We start from the raw sequence: 16,509 nt of genomic DNA, 5'->3' as shown, positions 1-16,509 counted from the left end.
CCTCCCTCAGGCTGCTTTTTTCTTCTTTGCGGCCGCGCGCCATGCGGCGACGGCTTTTTCGGCGGCTTCGGCCAGCGTGTCGGCAACGATCACCGCCTCGCCGGAATCGGCCAGGATGCGGCGTCCTTCCTCGGCCCTGGTGCCGGAAAGCCTGACCACCAGCGGCACGTTGACGCCGACCTCGCGGATCGCCTTGATGACGCCCTCGGCGACCCAGTCGCAGCGGTTGATGCCGGCGAAGATGTTGACCAGGATGGTCTCGACATTCTTGTCGCCGAGCACGGCGCGGAAGGATTTTGCCACCCGCTCGGGCGAGGCGCCGCCACCGATGTCGAGGAAGTTAGCCGGCTCCCCGCCGGCGATCTTGATCATGTCCATGGTGGCCATGGCGAGACCGGCGCCATTGATGATGCAGCCTATATTGCCGTCGAGGCCGACATAGGAGAGGCCGCGGTCGCTGGCGAAGGTTTCGCGCGGGTCTTCCTGGCTCTTGTCGCGCAGCTCGGAGATTTCCGGCCGCCGGAACAGCGCGTTCTCGTCGAACGACATTTTTGCGTCGAGCGCGATCAGATTGCCGTCGCGGGTCACCACCAGCGGATTGATCTCCAGCATCGAGGCGTCGTAGTCGCGGAACACCTGGTAGCAACTGAAGATGGTTTCGGTCGCCTTGCCGATCAGATTGTGGTCGAGGCCGAGCCCGAAGGCGATTTCGCGTGCCTGAAAACGCTGCATGCCGACGCCGGGATCGACGGAGGTGCGCAGGATGGAATTGGGCGCCTTTTCGACGATGTCCTCGATCTCCATGCCGCCGGCGGCCGAGGCCACGATCATGACGCGCTCTTCCTTGCGGTCGAGGACGAAGCCGACATAGAGCTCCTGCGCGATATCGACGGCTTCCTCGAGGTAGAGGCGCGAAATCAGCTTGCCGCGCGGGCCGGTCTGCTGGGTCACCAGCTTGCGGCCGAGCATGGCCTCGGCGGCGTTGGAGATTTCCTCGTCATTGGCGCAGAGCTTGATGCCGCCGGCCTTGCCGCGCGCGCCGGAATGCACCTGCGCCTTCAGCACCCATTTGGCCCCGCCGATCTCGCGCGCCCGGTAAGTCGCCTGCTCAGGGCTGTAGGCCAGCCCGCCGCGCGGCACATGCACGCCATGGCGCGCCAGCAGTTCCTTGGCCTGATATTCGTGAATGTCCATTTGTTCCTCCCAAAACAGTCAGTGCGTGGCGACGCGCGCTTGGCGGGCGCGTTCGATGGCTTCGTTGACCACCAGAACATTGCGCGCCATGCGTTCCGACGCGGCGTCGATCATCTTGCCGTCCAGCGCTGCCGCTCCCTTGCCCTGCGCCTCCGCCTCCTTCAGCACTTCGAGGATGCGCCTGGCGCGCGTGACCTCTTTTTCAGGCGGCGAAAAGACATCGTTGGCGAGCGCGATCTGCGAAGGGTGGATTGCCCATTTGCCTTCGATGCCGAGGGCCGCAGCGCGCCTGGCGCCGGCGACATAGCCTTCCGGATCGGAGAAGTCGCCGAATGGTCCGTCGATGGCGCGCAGGCCGTAGGCGCGGCAGGCGACGGTCATGCGCGACAGCGCAAAATGCCACTGGTCGCCGGGATAGTCGGGGTTGAGCCCGCCAATGTTGACGGTGCGCGCCTTGCAGCTTGCGGCATAGTCGGCGACGCCGAAATGCATGGCTTCCAGCCGGCCGGGCGTCGCGGCAATGGCCTCGACATTGGCCATTCCGAGCGCGGTCTCGATCAGCGCTTCGAGGCCGACGCGGGTCTTGTAACCCTTGGCTATCTCGATCTGGTTGACCATGGCCTCGACCATATAGAGGTCTGCCGGCACGCCGACCTTCGGCACCAAAATCGTATCCAGTCGGTCGCCGGCCTGCTCCATGACGTCGACGACGTCGCGATACATGTAGTGGGTGTCGAGGCCGTTGATGCGCACCGAAACGGTCTTGCCCTTGGCGCGCCAGTCGATGTCGTTCAGCGCCTGGATGATGTTCTTGCGGGCGCGCTCCTTGTCGGGCGGCGCGACCGCGTCCTCGATGTCGAGGAAGATGAAGTCGGCGGCGCTGTTGGCCGCCTTGTCGATCATCTCCGGGCTGGAGCCGGGAACCGCCAGCTCGCTGCGCTGCAGCCGGAGCTTCTTCAGATGGTTGATGGTGTGGCTCATCGTGCGCTCCCTCAGGCGGCTTCGGCGACCGGCACGGCGGCCGAGGTGCGGAAATACTGGATGGCGGCGCCGACACCGGAGCCGGGCGCCAGCCTGACGCCGCAGTCCAGCAGCGCCATTTCGGCTGCCGACAGCGAGGAGAGCACCATCACTTCGTTCAGCCAGCCGAGATGGCCGATGCGGAAGACCTTGCCCATCACCTTGTTGAGGCCGCCACCAAGCGACGTCTGGTACTTCTGGTAGGCCCGCTTGACCACATCGCCGCTGTCGATGCCTTCGGGAACCAGGATGGCGCTGACCGTATCGGAGTGCCATTTCGGCGCCTTGGCGCAGAGTTTCAGGCCCCAGGCATCGACCGCCTTGCGCACGCCTTCGGCGAGGCGATGGTGACGGGCGAAGATGTTCTCCAACCCTTCCTCGGCGATCAGGTCGAGCGAGGCGCGCAGGCCGCGCAGCAGCTGTGTAGCCGGCGTATAAGGAAAATAGCCCGTGTCGTTGACGCGGATCATGTCTTCGAAGGAGAAGAAGCAACGCCTGTGGGTGGCTGTCCGCGACGCCGCCAGCGCCTTCTGGCTGACGGAGAGGAAGCCGAGGCCGGCGGGCAGCATGAAACCTTTCTGCGAGCCGCTGACGGCGCAGTCGACGCCCCATTCTTCCTGGCGGAAATCGATCGAGCCGATCGACGAGACGCCGTCGACAAAGAGCAGGGCAGGGTGGTTGGCGTCGTCGAGCGCGGCACGGCAGCCGGCGACGTCGCTGGTCACGCCGGTCGCCGTCTCGTTCTGGGTGCAGAAGACCGCCTTGATGCGGTGCGCCTTGTCGTCCTTCAGCCGCTCGGCATAGAGCTCCAGCGGAACGCCGGTTCCCCATTCGCAGTCGATGACATCGACCTCGAAGCCGAGGCGTTCGGCCATGTCGACCCACAGATGCGAGAACTGGCCGAAGCGCGACATCAGCACGCGATCGCCGGGGCTGAGCACATTGGTCATCGCCGCTTCCCAGGCGCCGGTGCCGGAGGAGGGGTAGATGAAGACGCGGCCGGTCTCGTTCTTGAACACCTTCTTGATGTCTTCGAACAGCGGCAAGGTGAGATCGGGGAAGGATGCGGCGCGCATGTCCTCCATCGGCAGGTTCATCGCCTGCCGGACCTGTTCGGGAATGTTGGTCGGTCCGGGAATGAAAAGATGGGTGAAACCGGCCATGATGCGAACTCCTCCTGATCCAGCAAAGCGGTGATGGGGAGTTTCGTTTCGGCGGCTAAAGGCAACAACACCTTGCCGGGTAACATCTTGCCGCGTGCGGGTGGGGGCGGCCTACCCGGTTGGCCTACCCGCGGCCTGTCGCTTGCCCTACCCGAAAGGCTGCTTCTGGGTACGCCTCTCGCGCGCATAAAGTGCGACGGCCATCGCCCGGTTGCGGACGTCGAGCTTGTCGTAGAGATTCTTGAGGTGGTATTTCACCGTGTTCTCGGAAATCCCCGTCCGCGTTGCGATCTGCAAATTGGTCCAGCCGTCGGACAGCACCGCCAGCAGCTCGCGCTCGCGCACGGTGAGCTGCGACAAGGGCGTGTCGTTGACCTTGTTGATGTCGATATAGGGGATGCAGATGCGCCCATGCGCGACCGCCAGGATAGTCTCGAAGATGATCGACGGATCGTCGAACTGGAAGCAGTAGCCCTGGGCACCGAGCCGCACGCACTGCTTCAGAATGCCGATGTCATGGTCGTTGGAGAACACCGCGATGCGCACGCCGAGCTTGCGGCTGTGAACCTCGGCCAGCACATCGGCGCCGTCCATATCGGCGAGCTTCCAGCCGATGACGGCGACGTCGAATTCGCCTTCCGCTGCCAGTTCGAGGAAATGCCTGCCGCTTTGCACGCAGGCCAGGAGCTCGAACCGCCCGTCGCAGTCCAGCATTTCGCGCAGCGCCGATATCACGAGCGGATTGCGTTCGGCGACGACCACGCGCACGCGCCGTTCCTCGATTGCCTTCACTGTCTGTGACCTGATCTTCAAGGGCTTCCGGCTGTTCTGGTTGTGGCCTGGGCGGGTCCGGCCATTGCCTGGACCTGCATCATGACAATTCTGCCCCAACCGTGCGGGGGTGCTCTTTCCCCAGCGACATGCGCTGTCGCGCTGCCTTAAGCCGGAACGCATCCTGTTTTGATGAAATGCACCGGCTTGGCGCCTGGTGACACCATCGCATCGGCGCAAACCGGCGCCGACGGCCAAGCGGGCATTTCGCTTGAAATTCCCGTGCGTTAGAGCGACAGCTTGCGTTGTCGAATCGTGTTGCGGCCCTATCTACTTTTGTTCGAGCGCCGGACCCAAAACCGGTTTCCAGTTTTCAAGATCATGGTCTAGACCTGACGGACACCTTTTCCCAAGGGATGATGGCGGGAGGCGCTGGTGGAAAGCCAGGACGAACAAACGAGCGGCGCCAAAGCCGCTGACGAAGCCCACGCCGACATCTATGACGAGGACGGCGTCGTTCTGTCGTCGTTCCTGGCCCAGATCGGCGCCGCCATCGCCGATCGCGACACGCTGACGCTGAAGCGCGAAGTCGACGACCTGCACCAGTCGGAACTCGGCGACCTGCTCGAAGCGCTGCATCCCGAACAGCGCCGCGCTTTGGTCGAACTGCTCGGCGCCGATTTCGACTTTTCGGCGCTGACCGAGGTCGACGAGGCGATCCGCCGCGATATCGTCGACAATATGCCCAATGAGCAAATTGCCCAGGGCATGCAGGACCTCGATTCCGACGACGCGGTCTACATTCTCGAAGACCTCGAGAAGGAAGACCAGGACGAGATCCTGTCGCAACTGCCGTTCACAGAGCGGATCAGGCTGCGCCGTTCGCTCGACTATCCTGAAGAGACAGCCGGTCGCCGCATGCAGACCGAGTTCGTCGCGGTACCGCCGTTCTGGACCATCGGCCAGACCATCGACTACATGCGCGAAGACAAGAACTTGCCCGAGCGCTTCAGCCAGATCTTCGTCATCGATCCGAGCTTCAAGCTGCTCGGCGCCATCGACCTCGACCAGATCCTGCGCACCAAGCGCGCGACCAAGGTCGGGGAGGTCATGCATGAGACCAGGCATGCCATTCCGGCCACCATGGACCAGGAAGAGGCGGCGCGGGAATTCGAGCAATACGATCTGCTCTCCGCCGCCGTCGTCGACGAGAACGAGCGGCTGGTCGGCGTGCTGACCATCGACGACGTCGTCGACGTCATCCAGCAGGAGGCGGAAGAAGATCTGCTGCGCATGGGCGGCGTCGGCGACGAAGAGCTGTCCGACAGCATTCTGTCGACCTCGCGCTCGCGCGTTCCCTGGCTGCTGGTCAATTTGTTGACGGCGTTCCTGGCAGCGTCGGTGATCGGCCTGTTCGACCGCACCATCGAGCATATCGTGGCGCTGGCCGTGCTGATGCCGATCGTAGCCGGCATGGGCGGCAATGCGGGGTCGCAGACCATGACCGTCACGGTGCGGGCGCTGGCGACGAAGGACCTCGACATCTACAATGCCGGCCGCATCATCCGCCGCGAGATGGGCGTGGGCTCCATCAACGGCATCATTTTCGCTGTGCTGATCGGCATCGTCGCGGCGGCGTGGTTCCGCGATCCCAATCTGGGCGGCATCATTGCGGCTGCTATGATCATCAACATGTTCGTGGCAGCCCTTGCCGGCATCCTGATCCCGCTGCTGCTCGACCGGTTCAAGATCGACCCGGCGGTGGCGTCGGCGGTCTTCGTCACCACGGTCACCGACGTCGTCGGCTTCTTTGCGTTTCTGGGGCTCGCCACCTGGTGGTTCGCCGTCCCCTGACGAAACAGGGCATGGTGCTGTCAATTGACTTTTACGTAAATGCCGTGCGACGCTGCGTCGGGGCTTCCTGCCGAGTCCGGTATGGAGCGGGTTGATCGGAATTGGGGGAGGTGCCGCGCAGGCGGCCGCTGACTCATGTTCCGGCATTTGGAGCAATGATGCGGGAATATTATACGATCACCGAGCTGACGCGCGAATTCGATGTGTCGACGCGCACACTGCGCTTTTACGAGGATGAGGGGCTGGTGCAACCGGTGCGGCGCGGCCGCACCAGGCTGTTTCGCCCTTCGGACCGGCATCTGATCCGCCAGATCATGCGCGGAAAACGGCTCGGCTTCTCGATCAACGAGATCCGCGAAATCATCCAGATGTACAAGGAGCCGCCCGGCGAGGTCGGTCAACTCAACCTGATGATCAAGCGCATCGAGGAAAAGCGCGAGGATTTGCGCCAGAAGCGGCGCGACCTTGAGGAGACGCTGGCGGAACTCGACCAGGCGGAGGAGTCTTGTGTCGAGCGGTTGGTGGAGCTGGGGGTTAATACCTGAGGGTCGCTGCGCAGGCTATTGGTTCAAACTTCCGAAGGTCGGTGCTGCCCCTCATCCCCCTGCCGGGACCTTCTCCCCGTATAGTGACGGGGAGGGGCTGAACGAGGCGCCGGCGCTTTCTGCAACGCAGACAATTGGCGAAACCTTCAGCCAAAGGGCCCTTTCTCCCCGTCACTATACGGGGAGAAATGTCCGGCAGGACAATGAGGGGCAGCGCTAACGTTCGCTGAATTATCAATCCGAACTCGAGCGATCGCCTTTGGTCCGAGAGCCGCTCCGTCTCAGATCCAGCGCCGAACCCGTTTGGCGTAGTCGCGGTACTTCTTGCCGAATTTGGCGGCCAGTACCTTCTCCTCTTTTTCGATCGCGACCTTTTGGGTGGCGAAGGCTGCGATCAGGGCCAGCGGCAGGAACCATACGATCCCTGAAACGAAGGCGACGCCGATGAGCATCAGCGTGTTGGCGAGATACATCGGGTTGCGGGTGACGCCGAACGGGCCTGACGTCACCAGATGCTCCGGCACGCCATTGGGATTCATCGTGGTCCTGGCGCGCATCATGGCGCGGATGGCGGTGAACCAGAGCGCGGCGACGGCAAACAGCACCACAAAGCCGGCCGCGAACAGGAGGTCGCCGAGGAGGTCGCCGATCCAGGGCAGGGGATAGAAGAGGCCGAGCACGACGCTGATGGCGATGGCGGCGCAGTAGATCAGTGGCGGCCATGGAATCAGCCCTGATTTCGATGGCCCAGCTTTTGCCGGCAGCTTGTCGGTCATTGTTGCCCTCCCTGCGTCATCGGGCTCTCCTTCGTCTTGGCGGTGCAGATGCCGGCAAGGTCGCTCAGATGCGCCTTGAACTCCGGGGTCTGGTCGCCATTGTAGAGCCGGTCGAATGCTGCCTCGCCTTGCAGCGTGTCCAGCATGCACACACAATAGCTGGCGCAGAACTCCGTGTCGCGCTGCTGTTCGCAGGATACCTGGCATTCCTTGAGGAAGACCACTTCCCTTGTCTCGACCGGCGCCGGCGAGATTTGCGAGAACAGCCAGACACAGCCGAACAGCAGCGGCTGGTGGATCAGGTAGAACGCCAGGCTGTGGCGGCCGATGAAGGTGAACGGCTTGGCCCAGCTTCCAGGCGTCAGCGTCGCCAGCCGCGCCAGAACGCCGGTGGTGGAGGCTAGTTTTGCCGTAGCGATACCGACAAGCACGGCGCCGAACCAGGGAAATAGCGGCACATAGTCGTTGGAGCGCGGGTTGATTGCCGACAGGCCGACCCACCATAACACCGGATGATCGAAGGCTTCGGATCGGAGATAGAGGGGCGCTGCGATCACCACCGCCGCCACGACCATCGTCAGCAGCGCCGGCAGCCGCAGGAGCAGAAGGCCGAGCAGGCTGGCCAGCGCGATCTCGTGCAGGATGCCGAAGAAGATGAAGCTGTCCGGCGTCAAGAAATAGGTGACCGCCGATATGGCGGCCGCCGCCACCGCGACCATGGCAAAGCGCTTCCAGAAACCGTTCCAGCGGACCTGCCTGCCATGGGCGAGAAACAGGCTGACGCCGACCAGGAACAGGAAGGTCGAAGCGATGCAGCGCGCATAGATCTTCCACCAGCCGACGGCGGTAAGGCCGGGATCGGTGTAGTGGAAATTTTCGAGATCCCAGGTGAAGTGGTAGCTGGCCATGGCGATCAGCGCGATGCCGCGCATGACGTCGATGGCGACGATGCGCTTCGGTTGATCCGGAACAGGTGCGGTATGGATGCTCATGGTCTCGTAATCTGATTCAGCCCCTGAAGACGACTATCACGGTTGCACCGGACAAAAGAAGGCCGGCCGCGCTGGCATCGCTCGCGTCGCGGCTGCATGAGGCGGCGCTTTAGGCCGGAGCCGGAAAGGCTTTGGCCGAATTCGCTTTTTGCCGCCACTGGTCTATTCGGTGGTGCTGGCGTTTTTCGGCCTAGGCTCGGTTTTCGTCACGCTCGGCCTGCTGGCCGCGGCCTGCGGCTTCGTCACCTGGCGCTATCTGCCGAAGTCGCTTGATCAGAGCGCCGCATGCCGCTCGCGCACCCAGTTGTGGAAGCGGTGCAGGTCGTACTCCTCGGGCATCAGCACACCGGCCTGGTGGCGCATCGAGCGCAGACCTTTCTGGTTGATCTCGCAAATCGCCGCATCCTCCTCGAGCACCTGGGTGCCGAAGGCGACGACATTGTCGATGTCAGTCTGAGCCAGCGCCTCGTGCGCGAACAGCCACTCGGCGGTGAGTTCGGTCTGCTCGGGGTCGAGCGGTGTCAGGCGCACGGTGCGGACATAATCGACATGGCCGACGATGAACATCGATGGCAGGCTGGTGGCATAGGTCTGGCCGGCTGCACGCTCGGCCAGCGTTAGGCCGGTGAATATGGGACCATGCGTCTGGCCGTCGCGCGACCAGGTCTCGGCGCCGGCGCGCAAGCCGCCGGAAAACTCCGGCGCGTCATTGTCGGCATGGCGAACCCAGTCGGGGTCGTCGTGCCGGCTCATCAGACCGCGGCCGTAGATCGGCACCAGCCGCGACAGGTCCTTGTGGACGCCAGGGCAGTGCAGGCACTCGTTGAAGTTTTCCCAAAAGATCTTCCAGTTGCAGTTCATCACCTTGCGCAGGACATGGCCTGATACCAGCGTTTCCAGCGGCCAGTTGCCGAGGTTGCCGGAAGCCGGATCGAAGGATGCCTGCGCCGAGCCGGCCGCGTCCTCCTCCAGGTTGACGAAGACAAAGCCGCGCCAGACCGAGAGCGCCACGCGGTAGAGCGGATGATCGGCCTTGTCGAAACCGTCGGGCAGCGATTTCGAGGGAACGCGCACCAGATCGCCGCGCAGCGAATAGGACCAGGCGTGGTAGGGGCAGGTGATGAGCCGCGCCTTCAGCCGGCCCTCGCTCTCCTGGCAAAGCTGCGAGCCGCGATGCCGGCAAGTGTTGTGGAAGGCGCGCAGTTCGCCGGTGTCGTCGCGCAGCACGACGATTTCCTGCGTGCCGACACGAAATGTCCTGAACGCCAAAGGCTGGGCAAGGTCAGCCTCGCGGCAGACGAGCAGCCAGTTTTTGTACCAGATGGCGTCGAGATCGCTCTGGTATGCGCCGGCGTCCCAATAGGCCGAAGACGGCAGCGTCGGCTCCAGCCGGGTCAGGCCATTATAGGGATCGCGCTGGCTCGGATTGGGTTGCATGGCTGGCTTCCTCTGGGGATACACCAGCCGACACCTCGGCAAATCGTTTGTCAATCAGGGTGCCGCATTGCCGGTTTGGGGCGCGGCGCATAATCATGTCGTGGATATGGGGGATTCGGAACGTGGCCGCACGACAGATGTCGCTTACGCCGGAGCTGGTCGCGCGTTGCTGGCGCGAGATCAGGGACCCCGGGCCGGATCCAGACTCGATGCATCTGGATGACAGCGACTATGATTCGCTGCTGGATGAATTGCAGGCCGAGCTTCCGGACACCGAACCGCTGTGGCTTTTCGGCTATGGCTCGCTGATCTGGAAACCGGAAATCGATTATGTCGAGGAGCGTGTTGCGCTGGCGCGCGGCTGGCACCGTTCCTTTTGCATGAACATGACGCGCTGGCGGGGCACCAAGGAAAGCCCCGGCCTGATGATGGCGCTCGACAGCGGTGGCCAGTGCAAAGGCGTTGCCTTTCGGCTAGCCGACGACAACCGACGCCACCAACTGGGCCGGCTGTTCCGGCGCGAAGTCACGCTGAAGCCGACAAGCTACCGGCCGCGCATGCTGAAGCTTGCAAGCGAGGCCGGTCCGCTCAGGGCGCTGGCTTTCGTCATCAACCGCAACGGCCTGACCTATTCAGGTCCGCTCGACGAGGCGAAGGTCGTCGAGCGGTTGGCCACATCCTGCGGGCACTGGGGGTCGGGCGCCGACTATCTCTACAACACGGTGAAGAATCTGGAGGAGCGCGGCATTCACGACCGCCATCTGTGGCGGCTGCAGCGGCTGGTTGCCGAGCGGATCACCGCCTTGAACCCGTAACGCCGCATGGCGCATTCGCGCTGTTGGCCGGCGGAATTTGGTTTGCCGGATGCGGCTGTTTCAGCCTATAGTCACGCATGTCGTCGGTTCCGTTAGGGACCAAGAGGGAATGCGGTGAGGGCTGACTTGTTGCCCAATGCCGTGGCTGCCCCCGCAACTGTGTGCGGTAGTCCTCTCCAAGCCACTGAGGATTTTTCTTCGGGAAGGTGGGGAAGGGCGCTGATCCGCGAGCCAGGAGACCTGCCGGCGACAGGGAACTGACTTCGATGCCCTCGGGTGGAGGGCGAAAGGACAAGATATGAATACCGCTTCCGTCTCCCTCGGCGCTTCCGTCTCCTCGCAGTCGCGCTTCATGCAGCTCGTGCTTAGCGCGTTTCTGGGCATTTTCGTCATCGGCGTTGTCGGCTTCTCGCATATCGATGCGGTCCACAATGCCGCGCACGACTATCGCCATTCGATGGCGTTTCCCTGCCACTGACGAGGATCTGACATCATGAATCTGTTTCGCAACGTCGTGTTCGTCGCGGCGATCGCCGGGCTCGTGGCCGGCGTCGTTCTCGCCTGCATGCAGGCCTATGCAACCGTGCCGCTCATCCTGAAGGCGGAAGTCTACGAACAGGCCGGCGGCGGCCATCAACATGAGCATGCCGCGGCGCCCGCCGCCAACGCTGAGGACACCAATGCCATGAGCAGCGCAGCACCGGCACCGGCTGAAGCAGCCGCGCCGGCGGAGGACGAAGGCTGGGCGCCGGCCGACGGCTTCGAACGCTTCGCCTTCAGCGTGCTGGCCAATATCGTCACCGGCATCGGTTTCGCGCTGGTCCTGGTGGCGGTTTCCGAATTCGCCGGCGGCATCGGCAACTGGCGCCAGGGCGTGTTCTGGGGTCTGGCCGGCTTTGCCGTGTTCACGCTCGCGCCGGGCCTCGGCCTGCCGCCGGAACTGCCGGCGATGCCGGCGGCCGACCTCACCCAGCGCCAGATCTGGTGGTGGGCAACGGTGGCGGCGACCGCGGCCGGTCTCGGCCTGATCGCCTTCCGCAAATCGCTGCCGCTGGCGATCCTGGCCGTGGCCTTGATCGTGGCGCCGCATATTGTCGGCGCGCCGCAGCCGGACAGCTTCGAGACGCCGATCCCCGAAGGCCTGCACCACCAGTTCGTGGTGGCGGTGACGGTGACCAATCTGGTGTTCTGGCTGGTGCTCGGCGCGGTTGTCGGTGTGGTGCGCGGACGCTTCACCGGTACGGCGACCAGCCTGCGCGACAGCTTTGCCTGATCGCAGTTTGACCTTCATCATCGGCGGTGCGCGCTCCGGCAAGAGCGCGCATGCCGAAACTCTGGCGACGGCGCTACCGCCGCCATGGGTCTATATCGCCACCGCTGAAGCCTATGACGATGAGATGCGTGAGCGCATCGCGCAACACAGGTCGCGGCGCGGCGAGGGCTGGGCAACCGTCGATGCGCCGCTCGATCTCGCCGGCGCGCTCGAGGCCTTGCCCGACAACCAGCCGGTGCTTGTCGATTGCCTGACGCTGTGGCTGACCAATCATATGCTGGCCGACCATGATCTCGCGGTGGAATGCCAGCGGCTCGCCGATGTGCTTTCGCAGCCGCGCGGACCGTGGTTCGTGGTCTCCAACGAAGTCGGGCAAGGCATCGTGCCCGACAATGCGCTGGCACGCCGGTTCCGCGACGCTGCCGGGCGACTCAACCAGCACGTCGCGGCAATTGCCGATACGGTGCTATTGATGGTGGCCGGGCTGCCGCTCAAGGTGAAATAATGACCGACATCGACGCAAAAGACGAGGAACGCCACCGTGCCAAAATGGCCAAGCGCAAGGCGGTGCAGGACGCCGAGGTTGCCGAAAAGACGGTCGAGAAGGGACTGCTCATCGTCAACACCGGACCCGGCAAGGGCAAGACCACGGCGGCCTTCGGCCTGGCGTTGCGCATGCTCGGCTATGGCAAGCGGGTCGGCGTCGTCCAGTTCATCAAGGGCAAATGGCACACCGGCGAAAAGAATGCTTTCGCCGCTTTCGGCGACCGTGTCATCTGGCACACGATGGGCGAGGGGTTCACCTGGGAAACGCAGGACCTGAAGCGCGACATTGCGGCGGCCGAGGCAGCCTGGGCCAAGGCGCTGGAGTTGATCGCCGATCCGTCCATCAGCCTTGTCGTGCTGGACGAACTGAACATCGCGCTGCGCTACGACTATCTCGATCTCGACAAGGTCGTGGCGGCCCTAAAGGCGCGGCGCGAAGGCCTGCATGTCGTCGTCACCGGCCGCAACGCCAAGCCGGCGTTGGTCGAGGCAGCGGATCTTGTCACCGAGATGGGCGTGACCAAGCACCATTTTTCTGCGGGCGTGAAAGCGCAGCAAGGGATTGAGTTTTGAGCCGGGTTACCCTCCCCTTGTGGGGAGGGTAAGAACCGTTCAGAACGTCATCGCGATCAGCGCCGCCGAGAGCAACCCGAACAGCGCGATCAGCAGATAGTCGGCGACCTGGTAGAGTTTCAACGCCCGCCTGATGTCCAGGCTCTCCGCCTCGCGACGGCCGCCTTCGCCCATGAACGCATCCTCGACGACAACGCCGCCATAGCTGCGCGGGCCGGCCAGCGCCAGGCCGAGCGCTCCTGCCATCGCCGCCTCCGGCCAACCGGCATTGGGCGAGCGGTGCTTTTTGGCGTCGCGGCGCACAGCTTCCCAAGCGTTGCGAGGGTCGGCGTCGCGGACAAGAAAGGCGGCAGCGACGATCAACAGCGCCGTCAGCCGGGAGGCCGGCAGGTTGATCCAGTCGTCGAAGCGTGCCGCCGCCCGGCCGAAGGCCTCGTGGCGCGGGGTGCGGTGGCCGATCATCGAATCGGCGGTGTTGGCGGCCTTGTAGGCGACACCGCCGGCCAGCCCGCAGACCCCGGTCCAGAAGGCAGGCGCGACGATGCCGTCGGAGAAATTCTCGGCCAGGCTTTCGATCGCGGCGCGGCTGACGCCGGCGTGGTCGAGCTTTTCGGGGTCGCGGCCGACGATGCGCGCGACGGCAATACGGCCGAGCGCCAGCCCGCCGGTGTCCAGCGCATCGGCCACCGCTTCGACATGTTCGGTGAGGCTCTTCTGCGACAGCAGCGACGAGGCCATGATCGCCGTGATGATCATCCCGGCAGGAAAGAGTTGCCACAGCAGGATTTGCACGATGAAGGCGATCAGCGCCGGCACCAGCACGATCACCAGCAGCGCCTGCATGCCGCGGCGACGACGCCGCGCGTCGGAATCAGTGTCGCGGTTGAGCCGGAGGTCGAGAAAGGCTATCAGCCTGCCGAACCAGGTGACGGGATGGCCAACGGCACGGAACAGCCAGTCCGGGTAGCCCAGGATGCGTTCGATGGCCAGCGACAGGAAAGCGATCAGGACCGACATGAAGCTTTCTGATGGAGCGATTGCTGCGGTGGATCACGGTGGATCCCTTGGCCGGGCGAGCGCGCTCTTCCCCCACGCGCCACAGCCTTTCGTCGATCTCTCGACAGGTATCAATCCGCACTCCTACCCGCTTTTCGATCTGCCCGCCACCGCTCTGTCGCGATTGCCGGAAGTGGCGCGTCTGCATGAACTGGCTAAGGTCGCCGCCGATGCCTATGGCGCGCCGTCGGCGGTGCATGTTGCAGCAGCCCCGGGCACGCAGATCCTGTTGCCGCGCGTCGCCTCGCTGGTGAGCCCAGGCCGGGCGTTGGTGCTGGGGCCGACCTATGCCGAACACGCCAGGGTGGCCGCCATCGCCGGCCATGCGGTGGCGGAGGTCGAGGATGTCGAGGTGCTTGCCGCAGCTGACCTTGCCATTGTCGTTAATCCCAACAATCCCGATGGACGTGTCGTGTCGCGGGAAAGGCTGCTGCTGCTTGCCGGGGAGTTGCGCGCCAAGGGCGGGCTGCTGGTGGTCGACGAAGCCTTCATGGATGTCGGCCCGCACGTGGAAAGCCTGGCCGGCGATGTCGGGCAGGGCGGCATCGTCGTGCTGCGCTCCTTCGGCAAGTTCTTTGGCCTTGCCGGCCTGCGGCTCGGTTTTGCACTTTCCGACACGCTGGCGGTCGAGAGGTTGGAGACGCAATTCGGACCCTGGGCCGTCGCCGGTCCGGCGCTCGAATATGGCATCCGCGCGCTTGCCGACAGCGGCTGGCAGGCTGACATGCGGCGCCGGCTGGCGGAGGATGCCGCGCGGCTGGATGCGCTGTTTGCCCGGTTTGGGATTCCCGTCGCCGGTGGCACGACGCTGTTTCGCTATCTTCAAATGCCGGACGCGGCCGGGCTGTTTTCGGCGCTCGGCGAGCGCGGCATCCTGCTTCGGCATTTTTCCGACCGACCACAGGTGCTGCGTGCCGGGCTGCCTGGTGCCGATGAGGAATGGCAACGGCTCGAATCGGCGCTTGCCGACTGGGCCGCACGGCGCGACGATAGCGCCAGGGAGATAGCGCGATGATCCATGTCTGTTCGCTGTCCAAGCTCGAGGAGACGGTGGCCAGAAGCGGCGCCGAGCGCGTGCTGTCGCTGCTTGCCGCCGGCACCGAGGTGACGCGGCCGGCCTCGATTGCGCGGGAAAACCACCTGCATCTGGTCATGCACGATATTGCGGTGGCGCAGGACGGCATGACCATGCCGGGCGAAGATCATGTGCGCAATCTGCTCGATTTTGCCCGCAAATGGGATCGCGCCAAGCCGATGGTCGTGCACTGCTACGCCGGCATCAGCCGCTCGACCGCCTCGGCCTATATCATTGCTGCAGCGCTGGCGCCGAAGCGCGACGAGGCGGAACTGGCGCAGACATTGCGGAAGCTTTCGCCCTCGGCGACGCCCAATCCGCGGCTGATCGCGGTAGCCGATACGTTGCTCTCACGCCAAGGCCGCATGATCGAAGCGATCGAAGCGATCGGACGTGGCGCCGACGCTTTTGAGGGCACGCCGTTTGTTCTCAAGATCGATGGCTGAGCTTTACGCCAACCAGTCGGCGAGCTTCGCCTTGCGCACGTCCTTCAACAGGGTGATGAAACCGTCGGCCTGATGCTCCGCCGTCAGCCGGCCTTTTTCCGCGGTGGCGATCGAGGCGTCGCCGACGACGCCGTTGGGGTTGAGGTCGCTGGCGATCCAGGCGAAGGCGTGTGTGCCGGTGTGGCGCAGCAGCGCAAATTCGGTCTCGGCGCGGGCGACCTTGGAGACGAAATTGTCGGCCATGCCCATGTCGACCAGCTCCGGGCGGAAATGCAGCATTAGTGAAGTCTCGACGTCGCCGCCATGAATGCCGTGGCGATCTTCCAGCCCGGTGTACATGCCGGCCGGGCGGCCGAAACGCTGCCAGCTGGTCTTCACCGCCAGCATCCTTTCACGCACGCGCAGCTCGCGCGTGACGATGCCCATGATCTCTTCATTGCCGCCATGCGAGTTGACGACGATCAGTTTTCTCACCCCGGCGCGGGCGACTGACAGGCCAAGTTCGGTCCAGGCATCGACCAGGGTCGTCGCGGGCAAAGTGAGCGTGCCCGGTGCATGCAGATGCTCGTTCGATTTGCCGACCGCCTGGACCGGCAGGATGCGGATATCGAGATCGCCTGGCAGGCGGGCGATCACCGTCTCCAGCATGCCGTTCATGATCGATGTGTCGGTTGATACAGGCAGATGCGGGCCGTGCTGCTCGATCGCCGCCACCGGCAGGACGGCAATGGTCGCCTCCGGGTCGATCGCGGCGTATTCGGTGGTCCGGTAATTGCCCCACCACACGCGTCTGTTCGTTTCGCTCATATTAAGGCCTCGGAGGAACTGGTTTGGCGTTTGCGCTGCCCCTCACCCTTACCCTCTCCCCGTGAGAACGGGGAGAGGGGGATCGCCGGCGTTTGAGCTAGACCCTTCTCCCCGTCACTATATGGGGAGAAGGTGCCGGCAGGCGGATGAAGGGCAGCGCTAACTT

At 64.1% G+C, this 16,509-nt stretch carries 18 protein-coding genes and 1 riboswitch; of the genes, 9 read left to right on the top strand and 9 right to left on the bottom strand.

The genetic code is table 11. The annotated features are described in order from the left end of the window. Window positions 1–6 precede the first annotated feature (6 nt). From AC1D1L_RS14270 to AC1D1L_RS14255, 4 genes are all read right to left on the bottom strand, one after another. Complete coding sequence (locus tag AC1D1L_RS14270) at window positions 7–1,194, bottom strand: malate--CoA ligase subunit beta (protein ID WP_477342151.1); 1,188 nt, start codon at window positions 1,192–1,194, stop codon at window positions 7–9. 18 nt (window positions 1,195–1,212) lie between these two features. Beyond that, complete coding sequence (locus tag AC1D1L_RS14265) at window positions 1,213–2,175, bottom strand: HpcH/HpaI aldolase/citrate lyase family protein (RefSeq protein ID WP_477342149.1); 963 nt, start codon at window positions 2,173–2,175, stop codon at window positions 1,213–1,215. An 11-nt stretch (window positions 2,176–2,186) separates the two neighbouring features. Next, window positions 2,187–3,377, bottom strand: a complete 1,191-nt coding sequence (locus AC1D1L_RS14260; protein WP_477342147.1) for an aminotransferase class V-fold PLP-dependent enzyme — start codon at window positions 3,375–3,377, stop codon at window positions 2,187–2,189. Between the two features lie 147 nt (window positions 3,378–3,524). Continuing rightward, the gene (locus tag AC1D1L_RS14255) at window positions 3,525–4,190 is read right to left on the bottom strand and encodes a response regulator transcription factor (RefSeq protein ID WP_210388288.1); all 666 of its coding nucleotides are present in this window, start codon (window positions 4,188–4,190) and stop codon (window positions 3,525–3,527) included. A gap of 393 nt (window positions 4,191–4,583) precedes the next feature. Here AC1D1L_RS14255 and mgtE point away from each other — a divergent pair, with 393 nt between their 5' ends. Both mgtE and AC1D1L_RS14245 read left to right on the top strand, forming a co-directional pair. Then, on the top strand, window positions 4,584–6,002 hold the full coding sequence (gene mgtE / locus AC1D1L_RS14250; protein ID WP_477342145.1) for a magnesium transporter: 1,419 nt from the start codon (window positions 4,584–4,586) through the stop codon (window positions 6,000–6,002). Between the two features lie 158 nt (window positions 6,003–6,160). Then, window positions 6,161–6,547 (top strand): MerR family transcriptional regulator, encoded by a 387-nt coding sequence (locus AC1D1L_RS14245; RefSeq protein WP_112565167.1) that lies wholly within the window; start codon window positions 6,161–6,163, stop codon window positions 6,545–6,547. 281 nt (window positions 6,548–6,828) lie between these two features. Here the strand turns inward: AC1D1L_RS14245 and AC1D1L_RS14240 are convergent, their stop codons facing one another. From AC1D1L_RS14240 to AC1D1L_RS14230, 3 genes are all read right to left on the bottom strand, one after another. Continuing rightward, on the bottom strand, window positions 6,829–7,323 hold the full coding sequence (locus tag AC1D1L_RS14240) for a methyltransferase family protein (RefSeq protein ID WP_477342143.1): 495 nt from the start codon (window positions 7,321–7,323) through the stop codon (window positions 6,829–6,831). After that, a complete protein-coding gene (locus AC1D1L_RS14235; protein WP_477342141.1) occupies window positions 7,320–8,315 on the bottom strand; it encodes a heparan-alpha-glucosaminide N-acetyltransferase in 996 nt (331 codons plus the stop codon). Before AC1D1L_RS14235 ends, AC1D1L_RS14240 begins: the two co-directional genes overlap by 4 nt. 273 nt (window positions 8,316–8,588) lie before the next feature. Beyond that, window positions 8,589–9,752: an aromatic ring-hydroxylating oxygenase subunit alpha gene (locus tag AC1D1L_RS14230; RefSeq protein ID WP_477342139.1), complete on the bottom strand. Its 1,164-nt coding sequence runs from the start codon at window positions 9,750–9,752 to the stop codon at window positions 8,589–8,591. Between the two features lie 122 nt (window positions 9,753–9,874). Here AC1D1L_RS14230 and AC1D1L_RS14225 point away from each other — a divergent pair, with 122 nt between their 5' ends. The 5 genes from AC1D1L_RS14225 (at window position 9,875) to cobO (ending at window position 12,959) form a co-directional block, all read left to right on the top strand. After that, complete coding sequence (locus tag AC1D1L_RS14225) at window positions 9,875–10,567, top strand: gamma-glutamylcyclotransferase (protein ID WP_477342137.1); 693 nt, start codon at window positions 9,875–9,877, stop codon at window positions 10,565–10,567. A gap of 67 nt (window positions 10,568–10,634) precedes the next feature. Then, window positions 10,635–10,829, top strand: a riboswitch (cobalamin riboswitch). Between the two features lie 36 nt (window positions 10,830–10,865). Further along, on the top strand, window positions 10,866–11,045 hold the full coding sequence (locus AC1D1L_RS14220) for a CbtB domain-containing protein (protein WP_112565177.1): 180 nt from the start codon (window positions 10,866–10,868) through the stop codon (window positions 11,043–11,045). 15 nt (window positions 11,046–11,060) lie between these two features. Further along, the gene (locus AC1D1L_RS14215; RefSeq protein ID WP_477342135.1) at window positions 11,061–11,840 is read left to right on the top strand and encodes a CbtA family protein; all 780 of its coding nucleotides are present in this window, start codon (window positions 11,061–11,063) and stop codon (window positions 11,838–11,840) included. After that, the gene (cobU, locus tag AC1D1L_RS14210; RefSeq protein ID WP_477342133.1) at window positions 11,833–12,345 is read left to right on the top strand and encodes a bifunctional adenosylcobinamide kinase/adenosylcobinamide-phosphate guanylyltransferase; all 513 of its coding nucleotides are present in this window, start codon (window positions 11,833–11,835) and stop codon (window positions 12,343–12,345) included. The genes AC1D1L_RS14215 and cobU overlap by 8 nt, the downstream gene beginning before the upstream one ends. Then, on the top strand, window positions 12,345–12,959 hold the full coding sequence (gene cobO, locus AC1D1L_RS14205) for a cob(I)yrinic acid a,c-diamide adenosyltransferase (protein WP_477342131.1): 615 nt from the start codon (window positions 12,345–12,347) through the stop codon (window positions 12,957–12,959). The genes cobU and cobO overlap by 1 nt, the downstream gene beginning before the upstream one ends. 39 nt (window positions 12,960–12,998) lie before the next feature. On the opposite strand, the gene cbiB is transcribed toward cobO, so the two are convergent. Beyond that, window positions 12,999–13,976: an adenosylcobinamide-phosphate synthase CbiB gene (gene cbiB, locus AC1D1L_RS14200; RefSeq protein ID WP_477342129.1), complete on the bottom strand. Its 978-nt coding sequence runs from the start codon at window positions 13,974–13,976 to the stop codon at window positions 12,999–13,001. Between cbiB and cobD the strand changes: the two genes are divergently transcribed. Both cobD and AC1D1L_RS14190 read left to right on the top strand, forming a co-directional pair. Beyond that, on the top strand, window positions 13,975–15,030 hold the full coding sequence (gene cobD, locus AC1D1L_RS14195; protein WP_477342197.1) for a threonine-phosphate decarboxylase CobD: 1,056 nt from the start codon (window positions 13,975–13,977) through the stop codon (window positions 15,028–15,030). The genes cbiB and cobD overlap by 2 nt on opposite strands. Beyond that, window positions 15,027–15,536 (top strand): tyrosine phosphatase family protein, encoded by a 510-nt coding sequence (locus AC1D1L_RS14190; protein ID WP_477342127.1) that lies wholly within the window; start codon window positions 15,027–15,029, stop codon window positions 15,534–15,536. The genes cobD and AC1D1L_RS14190 overlap by 4 nt, the downstream gene beginning before the upstream one ends. A gap of 3 nt (window positions 15,537–15,539) precedes the next feature. Here AC1D1L_RS14190 and AC1D1L_RS14185 read toward each other — a convergent pair whose 3' ends face one another. Beyond that, complete coding sequence (locus AC1D1L_RS14185) at window positions 15,540–16,343, bottom strand: creatininase family protein (protein WP_477342125.1); 804 nt, start codon at window positions 16,341–16,343, stop codon at window positions 15,540–15,542. Window positions 16,344–16,509 lie beyond the last annotated feature (166 nt).

The organism is Mesorhizobium sp. P2_D6 (assembly GCF_056404315.1).
Note: the sequence above shows the minus strand (reverse complement) of the source record. Positions and strands in the feature narration are given on the sequence as shown.

Excerpts from the sequence above, each read along its gene's own strand:
- AC1D1L_RS14270 (WP_477342151.1), bottom strand. The coding sequence starts at position 1,194 with ATGGACATTCACGAATATCAGGCCAAGGAACTGCTGGCGCGCCATGGC.
- AC1D1L_RS14265 (WP_477342149.1), bottom strand. The coding sequence starts at position 2,175 with ATGAGCCACACCATCAACCATCTGAAGAAGCTCCGGCTGCAGCGCAGC.
- AC1D1L_RS14260 (WP_477342147.1), bottom strand. The coding sequence starts at position 3,377 with ATGGCCGGTTTCACCCATCTTTTCATTCCCGGACCGACCAACATTCCC.
- AC1D1L_RS14245 (WP_112565167.1), top strand. The coding sequence starts at position 6,161 with ATGCGGGAATATTATACGATCACCGAGCTGACGCGCGAATTCGATGTG.
- AC1D1L_RS14240 (WP_477342143.1), bottom strand. The coding sequence starts at position 7,323 with ATGACCGACAAGCTGCCGGCAAAAGCTGGGCCATCGAAATCAGGGCTG.
- AC1D1L_RS14235 (WP_477342141.1), bottom strand. The coding sequence starts at position 8,315 with ATGAGCATCCATACCGCACCTGTTCCGGATCAACCGAAGCGCATCGTC.
- AC1D1L_RS14230 (WP_477342139.1), bottom strand. The coding sequence starts at position 9,752 with ATGCAACCCAATCCGAGCCAGCGCGATCCCTATAATGGCCTGACCCGG.
- AC1D1L_RS14220 (WP_112565177.1), top strand. The coding sequence starts at position 10,866 with ATGAATACCGCTTCCGTCTCCCTCGGCGCTTCCGTCTCCTCGCAGTCG.
- AC1D1L_RS14215 (WP_477342135.1), top strand. The coding sequence starts at position 11,061 with ATGAATCTGTTTCGCAACGTCGTGTTCGTCGCGGCGATCGCCGGGCTC.
- cobO (WP_477342131.1), top strand. The coding sequence starts at position 12,345 with ATGACCGACATCGACGCAAAAGACGAGGAACGCCACCGTGCCAAAATG.
- cobD (WP_477342197.1), top strand. The coding sequence starts at position 13,975 with ATGAAGCTTTCTGATGGAGCGATTGCTGCGGTGGATCACGGTGGATCC.
- cbiB (WP_477342129.1), bottom strand. The coding sequence starts at position 13,976 with ATGTCGGTCCTGATCGCTTTCCTGTCGCTGGCCATCGAACGCATCCTG.
- AC1D1L_RS14190 (WP_477342127.1), top strand. The coding sequence starts at position 15,027 with ATGATCCATGTCTGTTCGCTGTCCAAGCTCGAGGAGACGGTGGCCAGA.
- AC1D1L_RS14185 (WP_477342125.1), bottom strand. The coding sequence starts at position 16,343 with ATGAGCGAAACGAACAGACGCGTGTGGTGGGGCAATTACCGGACCACC.